General features: G+C 68.2%; 17 protein-coding genes. 8 read left to right on the forward strand and 9 right to left on the reverse strand.

Features of this window, described 5'->3' with window-relative positions:
• Nucleotides 1–33: 33 nt before the first annotated feature.
• Both AVZ66_RS02750 and cyoE read right to left on the reverse strand, forming a co-directional pair.
• Nucleotides 34–690 carry a hypothetical protein gene (locus AVZ66_RS02750; RefSeq protein WP_058981602.1) on the reverse strand — a complete coding sequence of 219 codons (657 nt, stop codon included), beginning with the start codon at nucleotides 688–690 and terminating at the stop codon, nucleotides 34–36.
• Nucleotides 691–2,016, reverse strand: a complete 1,326-nt coding sequence (cyoE, locus tag AVZ66_RS02755; protein ID WP_058984614.1) for a heme o synthase — start codon at nucleotides 2,014–2,016, stop codon at nucleotides 691–693.
• 159 nt (nucleotides 2,017–2,175) lie between these two features.
• Between cyoE and coxB the strand changes: the two genes are divergently transcribed.
• Entirely contained in the window at nucleotides 2,176–2,943 is a 768-nt protein-coding gene (gene coxB, locus AVZ66_RS02760) for a cytochrome c oxidase subunit II (protein ID WP_058981604.1), read from the forward strand.
• A gap of 49 nt (nucleotides 2,944–2,992) precedes the next feature.
• Here the strand turns inward: coxB and AVZ66_RS02765 are convergent, their stop codons facing one another.
• Both AVZ66_RS02765 and AVZ66_RS02770 read right to left on the reverse strand, forming a co-directional pair.
• Nucleotides 2,993–3,823 (reverse strand): biotin--[acetyl-CoA-carboxylase] ligase, encoded by an 831-nt coding sequence (locus AVZ66_RS02765; protein WP_058981606.1) that lies wholly within the window; start codon nucleotides 3,821–3,823, stop codon nucleotides 2,993–2,995.
• Nucleotides 3,824–3,865: 42 nt separating this feature from the next.
• On the reverse strand, nucleotides 3,866–4,732 hold the full coding sequence (locus AVZ66_RS02770; protein ID WP_058981608.1) for a heme-copper oxidase subunit III: 867 nt from the start codon (nucleotides 4,730–4,732) through the stop codon (nucleotides 3,866–3,868).
• 99 nt (nucleotides 4,733–4,831) lie between these two features.
• Here AVZ66_RS02770 and AVZ66_RS02775 point away from each other — a divergent pair, with 99 nt between their 5' ends.
• The 7 genes from AVZ66_RS02775 to AVZ66_RS02805 all read left to right on the forward strand — a co-directional run bounded on the left by AVZ66_RS02775 (nucleotide 4,832) and on the right by AVZ66_RS02805 (nucleotide 10,302).
• Nucleotides 4,832–6,205, forward strand: coding sequence for a hypothetical protein (locus AVZ66_RS02775; protein ID WP_058981610.1), 1,374 nt, complete (start codon nucleotides 4,832–4,834; stop codon nucleotides 6,203–6,205).
• Nucleotides 6,202–6,456 carry a hypothetical protein gene (locus AVZ66_RS02780; protein ID WP_058981612.1) on the forward strand — a complete coding sequence of 85 codons (255 nt, stop codon included), beginning with the start codon at nucleotides 6,202–6,204 and terminating at the stop codon, nucleotides 6,454–6,456. Before AVZ66_RS02775 ends, AVZ66_RS02780 begins: the two co-directional genes overlap by 4 nt.
• Before the next feature lie 44 nt (nucleotides 6,457–6,500).
• Nucleotides 6,501–6,863 carry a hypothetical protein gene (locus tag AVZ66_RS02785; RefSeq protein WP_058981614.1) on the forward strand — a complete coding sequence of 121 codons (363 nt, stop codon included), beginning with the start codon at nucleotides 6,501–6,503 and terminating at the stop codon, nucleotides 6,861–6,863.
• A gap of 57 nt (nucleotides 6,864–6,920) precedes the next feature.
• Nucleotides 6,921–7,163: a DUF6684 family protein gene (locus AVZ66_RS02790; RefSeq protein ID WP_058981615.1), complete on the forward strand. Its 243-nt coding sequence runs from the start codon at nucleotides 6,921–6,923 to the stop codon at nucleotides 7,161–7,163.
• A gap of 121 nt (nucleotides 7,164–7,284) precedes the next feature.
• Nucleotides 7,285–9,018 carry a cytochrome c oxidase subunit I gene (ctaD, locus tag AVZ66_RS02795; RefSeq protein WP_197407711.1) on the forward strand — a complete coding sequence of 578 codons (1,734 nt, stop codon included), beginning with the start codon at nucleotides 7,285–7,287 and terminating at the stop codon, nucleotides 9,016–9,018.
• A gap of 161 nt (nucleotides 9,019–9,179) precedes the next feature.
• Nucleotides 9,180–9,470, forward strand: a complete 291-nt coding sequence (locus tag AVZ66_RS02800; RefSeq protein ID WP_082678751.1) for a hypothetical protein — start codon at nucleotides 9,180–9,182, stop codon at nucleotides 9,468–9,470.
• 52 nt (nucleotides 9,471–9,522) lie between these two features.
• Nucleotides 9,523–10,302, forward strand: a complete 780-nt coding sequence (locus AVZ66_RS02805; protein ID WP_058981621.1) for a GNAT family N-acetyltransferase — start codon at nucleotides 9,523–9,525, stop codon at nucleotides 10,300–10,302.
• On the opposite strand, the gene AVZ66_RS02810 is transcribed toward AVZ66_RS02805, so the two are convergent.
• The 5 genes from AVZ66_RS02810 to AVZ66_RS02830 form a co-directional block, all read right to left on the reverse strand.
• On the reverse strand, nucleotides 10,299–11,990 hold the full coding sequence (locus tag AVZ66_RS02810; RefSeq protein ID WP_058981623.1) for a methylmalonyl-CoA mutase: 1,692 nt from the start codon (nucleotides 11,988–11,990) through the stop codon (nucleotides 10,299–10,301). The genes AVZ66_RS02805 and AVZ66_RS02810 overlap by 4 nt on opposite strands.
• Before the next feature lie 190 nt (nucleotides 11,991–12,180).
• Nucleotides 12,181–13,011 (reverse strand): ABC transporter permease, encoded by an 831-nt coding sequence (locus AVZ66_RS02815; RefSeq protein ID WP_197407712.1) that lies wholly within the window; start codon nucleotides 13,009–13,011, stop codon nucleotides 12,181–12,183.
• Nucleotides 13,011–14,036, reverse strand: coding sequence for an ABC transporter ATP-binding protein (locus tag AVZ66_RS02820; protein WP_082678752.1), 1,026 nt, complete (start codon nucleotides 14,034–14,036; stop codon nucleotides 13,011–13,013). The genes AVZ66_RS02815 and AVZ66_RS02820 overlap by 1 nt, the downstream gene beginning before the upstream one ends.
• Nucleotides 14,037–14,124: 88 nt before the next feature.
• Nucleotides 14,125–14,928, reverse strand: coding sequence for a CBS domain-containing protein (locus AVZ66_RS02825; protein ID WP_058981624.1), 804 nt, complete (start codon nucleotides 14,926–14,928; stop codon nucleotides 14,125–14,127).
• 32 nt (nucleotides 14,929–14,960) lie between these two features.
• The gene (locus AVZ66_RS02830) at nucleotides 14,961–16,370 is read right to left on the reverse strand and encodes a bifunctional oligoribonuclease/PAP phosphatase NrnA (RefSeq protein ID WP_058981626.1); all 1,410 of its coding nucleotides are present in this window, start codon (nucleotides 16,368–16,370) and stop codon (nucleotides 14,961–14,963) included.
• Nucleotides 16,371–16,395: the final 25 nt, after the last annotated feature.

The raw sequence follows: 16,395 nt of genomic DNA on the forward strand, positions 1-16,395 counted from the left end.
ACGGGCGCGAACGTAAAGCACTGCGGAACGCGGCTACTGGGTCGGCCGCCACACGAGCAACAGCACGGAGGAGACGAACACGACCGTCGAGAGCGCGTACGGCTGGCTCTGCGCGGCGGCGGCCAGCGCCGACGCGCTCCCGAACGCGCCCGTGAGCACCGTCGCGGCGACCGGCCACGTGCAACTCACGCACGCAAACAGGCCGAGAAGGCCCGCAGCGCCCGTTCTCGCAGCGTCCAGCACCGTCGCGGCGACGAGGTACGCCAGCGTCGCGTAGCCGATTACCTTGAACGGGAGGAGGCTGACGGTGAGGCTCGCGCCGCTGTAGACGAACGCCGGCCCCCAGCCCGGGGACAGCCACGAGATGCGCGCGCCGAGGCCGGCGCCGTGGAACATGTAGAGGCCGCCGACGCCCCCCAACAGGAGGAAGTACGCGAGGGCGACGCCGAGCGCGAGCATGCGTTGTTTTTGGGACGCGTCGGGGAGGCTGACGCGCGAGACGGCCCAAATCGAGGCGTTGATCCAGACGAACGGGTACGCCAGCACCACTGGGTCGGTGGGAACTGACGACGACACCGCGAAGTAGAACAGCACCAGCGCGAGTTCGCCGTTCAACAGGAGCGCGGCGTACAGCAGCGCCTTCCGCGTCGGCGCGAATCGGCCCGGGGACAGCGACACTGACGCCCCCACTCAGACCACCATCGCGTCCACGACGACTGCCACCAGCAGGCAGCCGAGGTAGGCGTTCGACGCGTGGAACGCGCGCATCGCGGCGGCCCGGTCGCGCTCGCGGTGGAGTCGCATCGCGGCGTACAGGAACACGCCGCCGAGCGTGACCGTCGTCGCCGCGTACAGGACGCCGAGGCCCGCGAGCGCGGACAGCGCCACCGCCGCGACGAGCGTCGCGCCGAGGTAGTAGATGATGTGCTTGCGGGTCGTGGCTTCGCCGCTGACGACCGGCATCAGCGGGAAGCCGCCGCGCTCGTAGTCGTCCTTGTACGCCAGCGCGAGGTTGTAGAAGTGCGCGGGCGTCCACAGGAAGATGACCGTCGCGAGCGCGAGGCCCGCGACACCCACGTCGCCCGTGACGGCCGCCCATCCGATGAGCGCGGGGAGCGCGCCCGCAGCGCCGCCGATGACCGTGCTCTGTCGAGTGTTCGGTTTCAGCACGAGCGTGTAGACGACCGAGTAGAAGACGATGGCGGTGAACCCGAGCGCAGCGGTCAGCAGGTTCACGCTGTAAAACGCCGCCAGCGACGCCGCCGCCAGCGTCACGCCGAACGCGATGGCGTTACGCTTCGGGATGCGGTCGTTCGCCAGCGGGCGGTCGTCGGTGCGGGACATCTTCCGGTCCTTCTCGCGTTCGAGAACGTGGTTGAACGTCCCGGACGCGCCGATGGCGAGTACGCCACCGCCGAGCGTTGCGACGACCGTCTCCGCGCGCAGGCTCGGTCCCGCCGCCAGCGCCATGCCGGCCGCGGCGACCAGACAGAGCAGCCACATCAGCCGCGGCTTCGTCAGTCGGAAGTACGCGTACGCAGTCGCCAGCGGTCCCGACGCCGGCGCGCTCTCGTCGTCGTCGTCGCCCTTCGGCGCACCCTCCCACTCCGTAGAGGGGAGGTGGCCGGTTTGGGCTTCCAGCGTCCACGCGAGCGCGGCGACCAAGCCGGCGAAGATGAGTACGCCGAGCGCGAGGTGAGCGCCACTGACCGCGGCCGATGTCGCCGTCGTCGCGGCGACCGCGCCGACCGCGGTCTGAACGGGGTAGGCGACCAGCGCCACCGTCACCGCGGCACGGACGCGCCGAGTGGTGTCGCGGCGCCACGCCATCACCGCGGCGACGAGCACGAGCACGCCGGTGACGGCGGCCGCCGTCCGGTGTCCCCACACGACCGCCAGCGACAGCGAGTCGAGGGCGTACCAGCGTCCGCCGCAGGCCGGCCACGAGCGACACGCCGCCGCCGCGTTCGTCAGCGCCGAGGTCGCGCCGACGACGAGCAGCACGTACACGCCCATCGCGGCTGCCGCGAGCACCGCCGTGAACCGGTCGGAGATATTTCGAATCACGAACGTCTCTCGTCGGCTGATTACACCGCGGTCCACTTAGCCTACCCGACTCGCCGACGCACCGATTCAGCACCTATTTATGGACTCAATCCGAACGACCACGATAGTATGAGAGGCAAGCGGCTCGTACCCGTTCTCGTCGCCGCCGTCGGCTTCCTCGCCGCGTTCGTGGACCCGGTCGCTGCCCAGCAGTACCAGTCGGTGACCGAGGGGCTCATCCGCGACCTGAACACGATGCTGCTCGCGGCAGCGCTCCCGGTCACGCTGCTGGTCGAGGGCATCCTCGTCTACACGGTGTGGAAGTTCCGGAACAGCGACGAGGCGAAACCGACCAAGGAGAACCGCCGGCTCGAAATCACGTGGACCGTCGCCACCGCCGTCGTCCTCCTGTTCGTCGGCGTCGCTGCCTACGGCGTGATGGGCGCCAACACGGTCACCGCGACGCAGGCCGACGCGCAGGCCGCGATGGCAGAAGACGACACCGTCGTCGTCGACACCGTCGGTGTCCAGTGGTACTGGAACTACGAGTACCCCGAGGAGAACCTCTCGGTCAGTTCCGGCGCCGCCACCGGTGACGTCGATGTCGGCAATCAACCGATGGTGGTCCCGGAAGACACCAAACTAGTGATACGCACGCAGTCTCAGGACGTGATTCACGCGTTCCACGCGCCCGAAATCGGCCTGAAGGCCGACGCCGTCCCCGGGCAGAAGAACTACCTCATCACGAACGTCACCCAGAAAGGCACCTACCAGCTCTACTGCGCGGAGTTCTGCGGACAGGGTCACTCGGAGATGCTCGGCACCATCGCAGTCGTCGAGGAAGACACCTACGAGGAGTGGGTCGAGGACCCCGAGAACACGACCATCGACGTTTAACGACGCGGCGTTTCTCCGCTCTCCTTCTCTTCGGACGCTGACGACGTAGCTACGCGCGGCGGAGCCGACTGCACTCGCCTTCCGTCACCTCTACCGGGCCGTCCTCGGTCTCGACGACGAGCGCGCCACGCGACGTGACTCCGGTGGCGTCCCCGACGACTGTCTCGCCACTGCGCGTCTCCACGCGAACGCGCTCGCCGAGCGTCGCGCTGCGCTCGCGCCACGCGTCCAGTACCGCGGCGAACCCGTTGTCGGTCGCGACGTCGTCGACGCGCGCGAGCAGTCGCTCGTGCAGCGTCGACGCCACTTCGGTCGCGTCGACGCCTCCGACTTCCGCCCGCAAGGTTGTCACGTCCCTGTCCACGTCGAGGTCACTCGGGTCGAGGGCCGCGTTCACGCCGATGCCAAGCACCGCGAACGACAGTTCGGCGTCCGCGGGGTCCGTGCCCGGCAGCACCTCGTCGACGGGCTTGCCCGCGACCGGCACCTCGTCGACGACTGCCTCGGTGAGTACGCCACAGAGTTTGCGCGCGTCGTCGCCGACGACCACGTCGTTGGGCCACTTCAGCGCCGCGTCCACGCCGAACGACTCGACGGTCTCGGCGGCCGCCACGCCGCCCGCGAACGTCAGCCGTCCCACGTGGCTCGCGTCGAAGTCGGGGTAGACGAGCGTGCTCGACCAGACGCCGCCCGGCGGCGACGCCCACGCGTTCCCCGTGCGGCCGCGGCCCGCGCTCTGCTCGTCGGCGACGACGAACGCGCCGTGGGCTGCGCCGTCGCGGCCCTCGGCGCGCGCGACATCGTTCGTACTCGGGACGGACTCGCGGTGGACGACCGGCGCGTCGACGAGCGAGCGCAGCCGGTCCGCGTCGACTGTCATGACTACCGGTTCGCGGCAGGCGCGAAAAAAGACGGCGGTCGCCTAGAAGCTGAGTTCGGCGCCGACGTACAGCACGACGACGAGGAAGATCCAGACGGCGTCGACGAAGTGCCAGTACATCGAGACGGTGCTGACGGAGACGTCGCGCCCGTGGGAGTACTGGCCCTTGAACGCGCGCACCGTGACGATGCCCAGAAGCACCGCGCCGAGCGTGACGTGCAGGCCGTGCAGGCCGGTCAGCCCGAAGAACGCGCTCTCGAAGAGGCCGCCCGACAGCGACAGCCCCTCGTGGACGATGAACTCGTAGTACTCGTAAATCTGGCCGGCGATGAACACCACGCCGAGCACGAGCGTCGAGACGAGCAGGCCGAGGAACCGCGAGCGGTTCCCCTTACGCAGCGCGACGTGCGCGAAGTGCAGCGTGACACTGGAGACCACGAGGATGGCGGTGTTCGCGAGGACGAGCGCGCCGAGGAACCCCTCGGGGACGTGACTGACTGCCTGGGACCACTGCGAGCCCGCGCGGATGAAGAAGTAGTACGCGAACCCGGCACCGAACGTCGCGATTTCCGTGCCGAGGAACAGTATCATCCCCCAGCGCAGCGCCTTGCCGCCGGTGGTCTCCCGGCTCCAGAAGTGCTTCACGAAGGCGTGGTACACCCAGCCGTACAGGCCCGCGAGGAAGACGAACGCGCTCCCCACGAAGACGGCCGGACCGACCATCGGGGTGACGAACCCGAACGTCTCGTTCTGTCCGAGTACGTACAGCGCGGCGCCGATGTAGAACCCGGCGGCGCCGAGCGCGGTGACGAACGGCCACCAGCTGGCCTCCCCGAAGCCCTTCGGCCAGTCCTCCACGGCCGGCAGGTGGTGGCCGTGGTCGTCGGTCGAGTCGTCCGTGACGGTCATACCAGCGACTTACGGGGCGAATACTAAAAACCCATCCAACTCCGTCCGCGCCGGTGCCGTACCGCAATCCTCACGGTGAGTCGCGCCGAAGCTCCGGCCATGTCTCGTCCCGGCGCACGCGCGCTCGGTGCCGCCGCCGGCCTGCTCGCGGTCTGTGGCGTCGCCGTCGCGCACGGCGGCAGCCTCAGGGACGCCAGCGCGCAGGAACTGGCGGTGCCGACGTGGCTGTTCCTCTCGACGGGGGGCGCCGTCGTCGGCGCGTCGTTCCTGCTGGCGAGTTTCGTCACCGACCGCGAGCTCGTCGCCGCAGTCGACGAGTGGCACCGCCGAATCCCTGCGCCCCGCCGCGTCCTCGCGTGGGCCGGCCGCGCCGTCGGCGTCACGGGGTTCGCGTTCGTCCTGCTCACGGGGTTCGACGGGCCGATGGAGCCGCTGCGGAACGGCGCCATCGTCCTCGTCTGGGTCGGCTGGTGGGCGATGTTCGCAATGTCGACGTACCTCGTCGGGAACTCGTGGCCCGCCGTCGACCCGTTCCGAACGCTGACGCGCCCCGTCGCGTGGGTGTTCGGTGACCGCGACACGTCGCTCTCGCCCGGAGCGGCCGCGTGGGCGTCGACGGCGTTCCTGCTTGCGCTCGTCTGGTTCGAAGTGGTCAGCCCGCTCGCCGACGAACCCCGCTTGCTCGCCGCGGCTTCCGTCGGCTACCTCGCGGTCGCCGCGCTCGGCGCCACCGTCGCCGGCCACGACCAGTGGTTCGCGGAGGTCGACCCGCTCTCGCGGCTGTTCGCGATGTACGGCGCGGTCGCGCCCGTGCAGCGCACCGACGACGGTCTCGAACTCCGACTCCCCGCGATGCGGCTGACCGACGACGTGGTCACCACGAACGGCGGTGTCGCGTTCGTCGTCGCGCTCGTCTGGGGCACGACCTACGACGGGTTCGTCGGCACGCCCGCGTGGGCGTCGTTCGCGCGGACGGTTGTCGACGCCGGCGTTCCCGCGCCCGTGCTCTACCCGGCCGCGCTCCTCGTCGGCTTCCTCGGCTTCCACCGGCTCTACTGGTGGGCCGCCCGGAAAGCCCGCGACCTCGCGCCGACGTACACAGACGCCGGCGTGCTCGCGCGCCGGTTCGCGCCGTCGCTGCTGGCCATCGCCGCCGGCTATCACCTCGCGCACTACCTCGTGTACGCGCTGTCGCTGTCTCCGTCGCTGTTCGGCGCGCTGCTCGCGCCGCTGGATCCGCCGGTTGCGCGCACGCTCGTCCTCCCGAGTTGGGTGTCGGGCGTCGGCATCGCCGCGGTACTGCTGGGCCACCTGCTCGCCATCTGGGTCGCCCACGCCACCGCCTACGACGAACTCCCCGGCCGCATGCAGGCGGTCCGCAGCCAGTACGCGCTCACGTTCGTGATGGTGTTCTACACGATGACCAGCCTCTGGATTATCGGCCAGCCGGCCGCCGAACCACCGTTCCTATGACACACACAGACGCCCCCGAGGACGCGCCGCGGTGCTCGTACTGCGGCGAACCGTTCCCCAGCGAGCGCTTGCGCGCGCTCCATCGCGGCCTCGAACACTACGGCAGCCTCGACGACGACGAGCGCGCCGCCTACGAGGACGCCTACCACAGCGAGGCCGACGACCTCCGGTCGTTCCGGCTTCGAGCGCTCGCCGCGCTCGTCGCGCTGTACTTCGGCTTCCTGATGGTGTACGCCGTCGTCGCCGTCTGAGCGGAAGCGATGGCTTTCTAACCCAGCACGCCGAACGTCGTCGTATGGTCGAGCAAACGGAGCAGGGACTGAGCGACCAGTATCCGCGCGCCAGCCCGTGGCCGATTCCGCTCGTGTTGGGGCTCGTCATCTCCGAAATCGGCATCCTCTTCGACGGGTTGCTCCCCGTCGCCGTCGGCGGCCTCGTGCTGCTCGCGGGCAGCGTCGTCGGCATCCTCCGCGAGTCCGGGTTCGCGTCCACGCTGTACCGGCCGGCGCTGGCAGTCGGCGCGCTGTTCGCCGCGCTCGGCGGCCTGCTCTACGTCGCCACGTCCGCGACCGCACGCGGCCTCGCGCTCGGCGGCACCGGCATCGTCGTCCTCGCCGCCTCGGTCGCGCTGTTCCTCCTCGAAACCGGGCGCCTGTAGCCCCGGGCGGCGCTGAATCCTCAAGCTATATTTGTCCGCCGCTCCGAACTCCCGCTAATGAGTTCCAGCATCTTCGACACGGACACCCTTCTCGACCTCACGGTCAACATCGTCCCGCTCGCCATCCTCGCGTTCTTCTTCGTCGGGTTCGTGGCCGTGAATCCGTGGGGGTCGGGCTTCACCCTCGAACGCGTCATCCAGTTCATCCTCGTGGGTTGGATGCTGGTCGCGCTCACCATCCTCACGTACGTCGCCGCCAAGCGCATCGAGACCGGCGACGAGGAAGTCGGCCCGCACTGACTCGTCGGTCGACCCCGCCGTCACCGCCCGCGAAATCCGCGTATCGTCTCCCGATTCTCCGCGCGTACGCTGGCGCGCCCAATCCTAAGCTTTCTTTACGGTCCGGTACTGACTGTGCTGCATGGCCTCGTCATCACTGGTGCTAACCGTGCTGATGGGCGTGCTTCTCGTCGCGGTGGCTGCCTCCCTCGCTCGTCTCGAGGACTGGCGGTCGTACACGCCTCTCAGTGACGTCGGCGGTGCGCTCGGCGACCGCACCGACCACGGACACGAAGAGAAACCGGGCGGCATCGTCCGGTGGTTCACGACGGTCGACCACAAGGACATCGGGATTCTGTACGGCATGTACGGCGCTATCGCGTTCGTCTGGGGCGGCCTCGCCGTGCTCCTGATGCGCATCGAACTCGCCGCGCCGGCGACCAACATCATCGACCCCGCGCTGTACAACGGCCTCCTGACCAGTCACGGCATCACGATGCTGTTCCTGTTCGGGACGCCGATGATCGCGGCGTTCGGGAACTACTTCATCCCGCTGCTCATCGACGCCGACGACATGGCGTTCCCGCGCATCAACGCCATCGCGTTCTGGCTGCTCCCGCCGGGTGCGCTCCTCGTCTGGAGCGGCTTCCTGCTACCGGGCGTCGCCACCGCCCAGACGAGCTGGACGATGTACACGCCGCTGTCCATCCAGATGTCCAGCCCCGCCATCGACATGATGCTGCTCGGCCTCCACCTCACGGGGGTTTCGGCGACGATGGGCGCCATCAACTTCATCGCGACCATCTTCACCGAGCGCGGGGACGACGTCGGCTGGCCGAGCCTCGACATCTTCTCGTGGACGATGCTCACGCAGTCCGGCCTGATTCTGTTCGCGTTCCCGCTGCTGGGCAGCGCGCTCGTCATGCTGCTGCTCGACCGGAACTTCGGCACGACGTTCTTCACCGTCGCCGGCGGTGACCCGATTCTCTGGCAACACCTGTTCTGGTTCTTCGGCCACCCCGAAGTCTACATTCTGGTGTTGCCCCCAATGGGCATCGTCAGTCTCGTCCTGCCGAAGTTTTCGGGGCGGAAACTGTTCGGGTTCAAGTTCGTCGTCTACTCGACGCTCGCCATCGGCGTGCTCTCCTTCGGTGTGTGGGCCCACCACATGTTCACGACGGGCATCGATCCACGCCTCCGCGCTAGCTTCATGGCGGTGTCACTAGCAATCGCGATACCATCCGCGGTGAAGGTGTTCAACTGGATTACGACGATGTGGAACGGGAAGCTACGGCTCACCGCGCCGATGCTGTTCTGCATCGGCTTCGTCCAGAACTTCATCATCGGCGGCGTCACCGGCATCTTCCTCGCCGCCATCCCCGTGGACCTCATCCTCCACGACACCTACTACGTCGTCGGCCACTTCCACTTCATCGTCTACGGCGCCATCGGGTTCGCGCTGTTCGCCGGTTCGTACTACTGGTTCCCGATGGTCACCGGCCGTATGTACCAGAAGAAGCTGGCGCACGCACACTTCTGGCTCGGCCTCATCGGGTCGAATCTGACGTTCCTCGCGATGCTGTGGCTCGGCTACGGCGGCATGCCGCGCCGGTACGCGACGTACCTCCCGCAGTTCGCTACCGCCCACCAGATTGCGACCGCGGGCGCGTTCCTCATCGGCATCAGCACCCTGCTGTGGGTGTGGAACATGGTCGTCTCCTGGAAGGAGGGACCGAAAGTCGACAGCGGCGACCCGTGGGACCTCGAAGAGACCGGACAGCTCACCAACGACTGGGCGTGGTACGAGCAACAGCGTGACTCGCCGGTCCCGGCGACGGACGGCGGCGAACCTGACGACGGCCAGTCCGCGGACTGAGACCCGCCGCTTTTCTACGCGAGAACGAGCACGAAGCCGGTCAGGAACATCAGGAGTCCGATACCTGCCAGCACCACGAACATGAGCTCCTTGTCGTCCATACGCGATTCGTTGGCGGTGACACCGCAAAAGGCTACCCACTCCGCTGCCTACCGGTACGCGTGAGCGAACCCGACACGCGCGGCCGACGAGTGGTGCTGTGGATGTACGTCTCCGCGGTCGCCGTCGCTGGCCTGTTCGGCTACGTGCTCGGCATCATCGTCTACGGAGACGGCGGCGGCCCCGCCGGCCCGCTCGTGGAGGGGTCGGGTGCCGCCTACGGCGCCGTCGGTCCGATTACGTTCCAGTTGAATCCCCTGAATCTCGCGGCGTTCGGCGTCGTCTCCGTGGGTGTCCTGCTCGGCGTCGGTCTCGCGGCTATCATGTACGTCTCCGAGCGCGCCGACGCCTGAGGGCCCCAGCGCCGCGAGTAGGTATTAGTGGGTGGAAGAACATGCAAACAGCATGAAGGTTCGGGAAGCCACTCACGACGACGCAGACGGTATTCGGCGCGTGGCGGACGCGTCACTGGAGGCGACGTACGCCGGCCAACTCGGCGAGGACATCGTCGCGGCCGCCGCCGACGAGTGGTACGGCACCGACCGACTCGCCGACCGCCTCGACGTCGCGGACGTCGTCTTCCTCGTGGTCGTCGTCGACGACCGCGTGGTCGCGTTCTCGGAGAGCGAACTCGACGTCCGCCAGCCCACCGGCGAGGACTCCCTCGAATCCGCGTCCGGCGTCGCGGCCATCCAGTGGCTGCACGTCCACCCCGACCACCGGGACGAGGGACTGGGCGGCCGCCTGCTCGAACGCACCGAGAGCGACCTCTTCGAGCGCGGCGCGAACCGCGTGGAGGGCCGCGTGCTCGCGGCGAACCGCGCGGGCAACGAGTTCTACCGAGCCAGCGGCTACGGCCGCACCGGCAAGCGGACGCTCGACATCGCCGGCGAGACGTACACCGAACACCTCTACGTGAACCTCTCGGAGGGCGAGGCCGCGGAACTCACGGAGGAACACGAGGTCGACGGCGACACCGTCTTCGTCGCGTACGACGAGCGCGAGCGCGGTTCGGCGGGGCCGTTCCACGCGGCCTACAACACGGCCGACCGCGAGGACCGCTACGGGTTCTACTGTGCGAACTGCGGGTCGCTTGACACGACAATGGACGCGATGGGGCGCGTCGAGTGCGGTGACTGCGGGAACGAGCGGAAGGCGACGCGGTGGGACTCGGCGTACCTCTAAGCGACCGCGGCGGTCTCTTGGTAGCCGCCGAACTCGTCCTCGAACACCTGCATGATTTCGCCCATCGTGGCGTACGCTTTCACCGCGTCCACGATGTAGGGGACCGTGTTCTCGTCGTCGTGGATGCCCTCGCGGAGCGCGTCCAGCGCGTCTTCGACGGCGTCGTCGTCGCGCTCGGCTTTCACGTCCGCCAGCCGCCCGAGTTGGCGCTCGCGGGTGGCGTCCTCGTCGACGTGGAGGGTGTCGGGGCTGGTGTCCTCGTCTACTTCGTAGGCGTTGACGCCGACGACCGTCTCCTCGCCGTCGTCGACGCGGGACTGGTACTCGTAGGCGGCCTCCTGAATCTCGCGGTGGAAGTACCCCTCTTCGATGCCCGCGAGCACGCCGTCCCGAATCGAGCCGTCGCCTTTCGCCTCGATTTCGTCGATGTACGCCATCACTTCCTCCTCGACTTCGTCGGTGAGCGCTTCGACGGCGAAACTCCCGCCGAGCGGGTCGATGATGTCGGCCGCGCCGGACTCCTCGGCGATAATCTGTTGGGTGCGCAGCGCGACCCGTACGGCGTCCTCGCTGGGGAGCGCGAGCGCCTCGTCGTAGGAGTTCGTGTGAACGCTCTGTGAGCCACCCAAGACTGCGGCCAGCGCCTGCAGGGTGACGCGGGCGACGTTGTTCAACGGCTGCTGGGCGGTCAGACTCTGTCCCGCGGTCTGGGTGTGGAACTTCAACTGCTTGGACGCGTCCGCCTCCGCGTCGTAGCGTTCGTCCATCACGCGGGCGTAGATGCGGCGGGCGGCGCGGAACTTCGCAATCTCCTCGAAGATGGAGTTGTGCGAGTTGAAGAAGAAGGAGAGCTGGGGCGCGAACTCGTCGACGTCGAGCCCCCGCTCTATGGCGTCCTCGACGTACGCGAACCCGTCCGCGAGCGTGAACGCCAGCTCCTGTACCGCCGTCGAGCCGGCTTCCCGGATGTGGTAGCCCGACACCGAGATGGGGTGGAACTTCGGCGTCTCCACAGCGCAGTACTCCACGACGTCGGTCACGAGGTCGAGACTGGGCTCCGGGGGGACGACCCACTCCTTCTGCGCGATGAACTCCTTGAGCATGTCGTTCTGGAGGGTGCCTCGAATCTCCTCGCGGGGGACGCCCTGCTGGTCGGCGAGCGCGAGGTACATCGCGTAGACGACCGGTGCGCTCGGGTTGATGGTGAACGACGTCGAGACCTCCGAGAGGTCGATGCCGTCGAACAGAATCTCCATGTCGCGGAGGGTGTCGACGGCGACGCCCTCCTTGCCGACTTCGCCGAGGCTCATCGGGTCGTCGCTGTCCAAGCCCATCAGCGAGGGCATGTCGAAGGCCGTCGAGAGCCCGGTCTGCCCCTCGTCGATGAGGTAGTGGAAGCGCTCGTTGGTTTCCTCGGCGGTGCCGAAGCCAGCGAACTGGCGCATCGTCCACGTCCGGCCGCGGTAGCCGGTCGGATAGACGCCGCGCGTGTACGGGAACTCCCCCGGGAACCCGAGGTCGTCGTCGTAGTCGAGGTCCGCCACGTCATCTGGGGTGTAGAGCCGGTCGACCTCCATGTTCGAGACCGTCGCGAAGCGACCCTTGCGCTCGCCGTAGGCGTCGAGGGTATCGGTCTCCCACTCGTCGCGGGATTCGCGGATGTCCGCGAGGTCGTCGTCGTCGTACATGCCTTCAAATCTTGCCGGGAGAATAATGAAGGAACCGGTCGGGTGCGTCGACGAGCGCAGCGAGTCGACGGAACTAGCGAACGGGGAGGTACGACCCGTGAGCCGCGTAGCGAGCGAAGCGAGCCACGTTGACGCGAGCAGCGGTCGCAGAGCGACCGCCGAACGAGCGAACGCGCAGTGAGAACGCCGTTCAGTAGTGCCCCATCACGCCCTCGCGGCGTGCCCACTGCTGGCAGTAGTGGAACGCAGCGTAGCCGATGACGAGGTAGCCCACACCGGTCGCGACGAGGATACCCAGTTCGGCCGGCGGGAGGTTCCAGAGCGCGACGCCGTCCTGCATCGCGGTCCGCAGGAGACTGCTGCCCTGCGCCAGCGGCAGCCACTTCAACAGCGGGTACTGGTCGACGGGCGCGGCGATGAGACCGATGAACGCGAACTGCACGAGCTGAAAGGCGTTCTCGATGCGCTTGAACCGAATCGCGAGCCCGCCGAAGACGAAGCCGACGCCGATTGCGGGCGCGAGCGCGAGCACGCCCAACGGCAGCACCGTCAGCGGGTCGAGCGTGAGCCAGCGTCCCGTCACGACCATCATCACGAGCAGCGTCGCGGCGCCCCAGAGGAACGACTCAACGACGTTCACGGCGGTCTTGACGGCCATCACCGGCCCGAAGCCGAACGGCGACATGAACAACTGTTCGAGGGTCCCCCACTGGGCCTCGCGCGTGACGCCCCACGACAGCCCCGAGTACGCCGTGAGGGACATGCTCCACAGCAGGTAGCCGACGATGATGCCCTCGATGCTCTCGGAGATGGCGGCGGGTGCGACGGCGCGACCGCCGTAGAACAGGACGAAGAACACCAGCAGGAACGTCCCGAACTGGGAGAGCGTGTTCACGGGGTAGCGAACGAGCAACAGCAGTTTCTTCCGGAACGCGGCGAGGAAGAATCGGAGGTACCCCCTCGCGCCCGTGTCGACGGCGGCGGCTTCGCCCGCGCCGGCGTCGTCGGTCGGCGCGCTCACTACGACCCCTCCGCATTGCCGGCCGCGCGCCCGGTGACTTCGAGGAAGACGTCTTCGAGGTCCGGGTCGAGGCCGTCCACGTCAACGAGCGCGAGGTCCGCGTTCCGGAGCACGTCGAGGACGTCGTAGAGCGCGTCGCCGTCGGTCAGCGTCACGTCGAAGCGCGTACGGTCGCCCGCACGCTCCCAGTCGGCGGCGTCGAACCCGCTCGCGAGTCGCTCGCGGACGCTCTCGGACACGGCTCCGTCGACGGTGACGCGGTACGCCTGCGTCTCGAAGACGCGCACGAGGTCCTCGATGGCGTCGTCGGCGATGACTTCACCGTCCGAGAGGATGACCACGCGGTCGCAGACGTCCTCGACGACGTCCATGTCGTGGCTGGAGAGCACCACCGTAATCGACTCCTCGTCGGCGAGTCGTCGGAGTTCGCGGCGCAGTTCCAGCGACGCCTCGACGTCGAGGCCCAGTGTCGGTTCGTCGAGGAAGACCACGTCGGTGCCGCGCGCCAGCGTACACGCCAGCGACACCTTCTGCCTCTGTCCCCGCGAGAGGTCGTTGACCGCCTCGTCGCCCTTCCCGGCGAGGCCGAACTGCGAGAGCAACCGGTCGTGGCGGTCGCGGGCGGCCGCTGGGTTCTGTCCGCCCAGCGCCGCGAAGAACTCCAGGTTCTCGCGGACGGTGAGCCGCCAGTAGACGTTGCGCGCGCCCTCCAGCATCGCGCCGACGTGCCGGTAGACGCGTCGCGGGTCGTCGTGGGCGTCCTCGCCGGCGATTTCGACGGTGCCGCCGGTCGGAAGCACGAGTCCGAGAATCGACTTGATGGTGGTCGTCTTGCCGGCGCCGTTCGGTCCGAGCACGCCGACGACTTCGCCGCGCTGCACCGAGAACGACACGCCGTCGACGGCGTGGACGGCGTTGTCGCCCTCGCCGTACGTCTTCTGGAGGTCGTCCACGACGAGCACCTCCTCGCCGTCGGGGTCGGCGGAACGCTCGGTCCGCCGTTCAGGGTGGCTCTGCTGTTGCATGCACACGGGTGGACAGCCGACCCGGTTAATTGTTTCCAGACCGACGCGTTCGTCGCGCCTCGTTCGATTTGAACCGCACGAGGCTGGCTTACTGCAGGCGCTCGATGGTCTCCACGAGCGGGTGGTGGGCGTAGTCGACCACGTCGATGTCCGAAATCGACTCCAGGCCTTCCTTGTCCGCCGTGCGGGCCATTCCGAGGTCGACGCGGCGTTCGAGCGCGATGACGTACGCATCCATCTCCTCGATACCCGCGCGCTCGGCGGCCATCACGCGGTGGTGGCCGTCCGCCAGCAGGAGTTCGACGCCGCCGTTGTCGATGACCACCAGCGGCTCCGCGAGGCCGTGTTCGAGTTCGTACTGGCGGCCCTCCAACTCGTCGGCGTACACCTTCCCCTGGGTCGGCACCAGCTCGTCCAGCTCGACGGTGCGGCGCTCCTCGACGGCCTCGATGCCGTGAATCGTCTCCAGCGTGCGCTTGAGCTTCCCGACTTTCTCCGGGGTGGCGCGCTCGATCTGCGAGCGGATGACGTCGGAGTTCGAGATGATGCCCACGAGGTTGCCCGCGTCGTCCACCACGGGGAGCTTCTGGATGCCCGACCGCAGGATGACGCGCGCGGCGTCGGTGACTTTCATCTCCGGGTGGGCGACGATGAGTTCGTCGCTCATCACCTTGAACACGAGTTCGTCGGGGTCCGAGAGGAGGAGGTCGCGCGCGGACACGAACCCCTCGACGCGTCGCCCCTCGGTCACCGGGAAGCCGTTGTGCTCGCTCTCCGCGATGCGCGTCGCGACGTCCCGCACCGTGTCGTCCGGGGAGACGGTCGCGACGTCCCGGGTCATGTAGTCGTCGACCGTGGGTTTCGCGCCGTCGTGGTCGAGGGCCGAATCCATCACGTGTCCGTTACGCGTCGACGGGCAAAAACTCACCCCCCGCGAATCTCCTCGAAGAACCGCGTCGCCACCACGTCCTCGACCATCTCCGTGAGCGTCTGCTCGGCGTCCTCTCCGACTTGGTCGAACAGCCCTAGCGGGAGCTGTGCGCCCGCCATGTCCGCGTGGCCGCCCGCGCTCCCCATGTCGCCGAACGCCGACCGCAACACGGCGCCGAGGTCGACGTCGTTGCCGCGGGCGCGTGCCGACACGTAGATGGTGCCCTCGGTGTACCCGTAGACGAACGTCACCGTCACGCCCCGCATCGCGAGCAAGCGGTCGGCGGCCTGCGCGAGCGTGTCGCGGTCGGCGATGGCGCCCACGCACGACGACAGCACGGAACCGTCGAGTTCGCGGTCGCGGATGGCGCGCGCGATGGTGTCGAGGGTGTCCGCGCTCACCGACGGGCTCTCGATGCGCTCTAAGACGTCGGTGTCCGCGCGGTCCAGCAGCCACGCGCCCGCCTCGAAGTCGTCGGTCGTAATCTCGCGCGCGAAGTCGTCGGTGTCCACGCGGATGCCGTACAGCAGCGCCGTCGCGACCGCGGTCTCGATGTCGAGGTCGAACCCGCGCACGTACTCCACGAGGATGGTGCTGGCCGCGCCCAGTCCCGGGCGGATATCCACGAAATCGGCGTCGACGTCGTCGCCGGGCGGGTGGTGGTCGACGACGATGTCGACGTTCGTGTCCGGGTCGAGTTGGTCGTTGACGCCGGGCGCGGAGTGGTCGACGAGCGCGACGGCGTCGAAGTCCAGTTCCTCCTCGACCGTGACGTTCCGCACTTCGAGGTCGAGGAGGTTGACGAACGCGCGGTTCTCCTGGTGGGAGATCTCCCCGAAGTAACACGGCTCCGTCTCCACGCCGAACTCGTTGGCGATGCGCGAGAGCCCGATTGCGGTCGCGATGGCGTCCGGATCGGGGTTGTCGTGCATGAACACGCCCAGCGTCCCGTCGATGCCTTCCAGCGTCGAGCGCAGCGCCTGCAGTTTCTCCGCGTCGTCGGCTGTCGCGGCCTCCTCCACGCGGTCGAGCACCGCTGCGCCGGGGTCGACCACGCGGTCGGCGACCGCAGCCAGCGCCTCGCGGTCCGCGCTGGTCGCCTCGAATCCGAGGTACGCCACCAGTTCCGCGTCCGGATAGACCTCTCGGGCGGCCTCTGCCGCCAGCCGATTGGCGGCGGCGCCGTCGGACGCCACCACGACGACGTCGACATCGCGCTCCAGCCCACTGATCTCGACGGGGTCGGTGATGTCCCGGACCTCGGCGGCGACCTTCTCGTTGCGTAGTGACTCAACGCGGCTCGCGTCGCCGTCGAGCACGAACAGCTCGCCGCGGCGCTGGGAGAGGTCTTCGACGAGGGCGTGGCCGGTCGTGCCACAACCGAGCACGAGCCGAGAAACCATTCGTTGCCCCGTGCTAGCTACCGAA

It is taken from the genome of Halobacterium sp. CBA1132 (assembly GCF_001485535.1).
Classification (GTDB): domain Archaea; phylum Halobacteriota; class Halobacteria; order Halobacteriales; family Halobacteriaceae; genus Halobacterium.

What these genes read in the sequence shown, in the direction of transcription:
- coxB (WP_058981604.1), top strand. Translation starts at nt 2,176, where the DNA reads ATGAGAGGCAAGCGGCTCGTACCCGTTCTCGTCGCCGCCGTCGGCTTC.
- AVZ66_RS02810 (WP_058981623.1), bottom strand. Translation starts at nt 11,990, where the DNA reads ATGTACGACGACGACGACCTCGCGGACATCCGCGAATCCCGCGACGAG.
- AVZ66_RS02805 (WP_058981621.1), top strand. Translation starts at nt 9,523, where the DNA reads ATGAAGGTTCGGGAAGCCACTCACGACGACGCAGACGGTATTCGGCGC.
- AVZ66_RS02780 (WP_058981612.1), top strand. Translation starts at nt 6,202, where the DNA reads ATGACACACACAGACGCCCCCGAGGACGCGCCGCGGTGCTCGTACTGC.
- ctaD (WP_197407711.1), top strand. Translation starts at nt 7,285, where the DNA reads ATGGCCTCGTCATCACTGGTGCTAACCGTGCTGATGGGCGTGCTTCTC.
- AVZ66_RS02830 (WP_058981626.1), bottom strand. Translation starts at nt 16,370, where the DNA reads ATGGTTTCTCGGCTCGTGCTCGGTTGTGGCACGACCGGCCACGCCCTC.
- AVZ66_RS02820 (WP_082678752.1), bottom strand. Translation starts at nt 14,036, where the DNA reads ATGCAACAGCAGAGCCACCCTGAACGGCGGACCGAGCGTTCCGCCGAC.
- cyoE (WP_058984614.1), bottom strand. Translation starts at nt 2,016, where the DNA reads ATGGGCGTGTACGTGCTGCTCGTCGTCGGCGCGACCTCGGCGCTGACG.
- AVZ66_RS02790 (WP_058981615.1), top strand. Translation starts at nt 6,921, where the DNA reads ATGAGTTCCAGCATCTTCGACACGGACACCCTTCTCGACCTCACGGTC.
- AVZ66_RS02785 (WP_058981614.1), top strand. Translation starts at nt 6,501, where the DNA reads ATGGTCGAGCAAACGGAGCAGGGACTGAGCGACCAGTATCCGCGCGCC.
- AVZ66_RS02770 (WP_058981608.1), bottom strand. Translation starts at nt 4,732, where the DNA reads ATGACCGTCACGGACGACTCGACCGACGACCACGGCCACCACCTGCCG.
- AVZ66_RS02825 (WP_058981624.1), bottom strand. Translation starts at nt 14,928, where the DNA reads ATGGATTCGGCCCTCGACCACGACGGCGCGAAACCCACGGTCGACGAC.
- AVZ66_RS02775 (WP_058981610.1), top strand. Translation starts at nt 4,832, where the DNA reads ATGTCTCGTCCCGGCGCACGCGCGCTCGGTGCCGCCGCCGGCCTGCTC.
- AVZ66_RS02765 (WP_058981606.1), bottom strand. Translation starts at nt 3,823, where the DNA reads ATGACAGTCGACGCGGACCGGCTGCGCTCGCTCGTCGACGCGCCGGTC.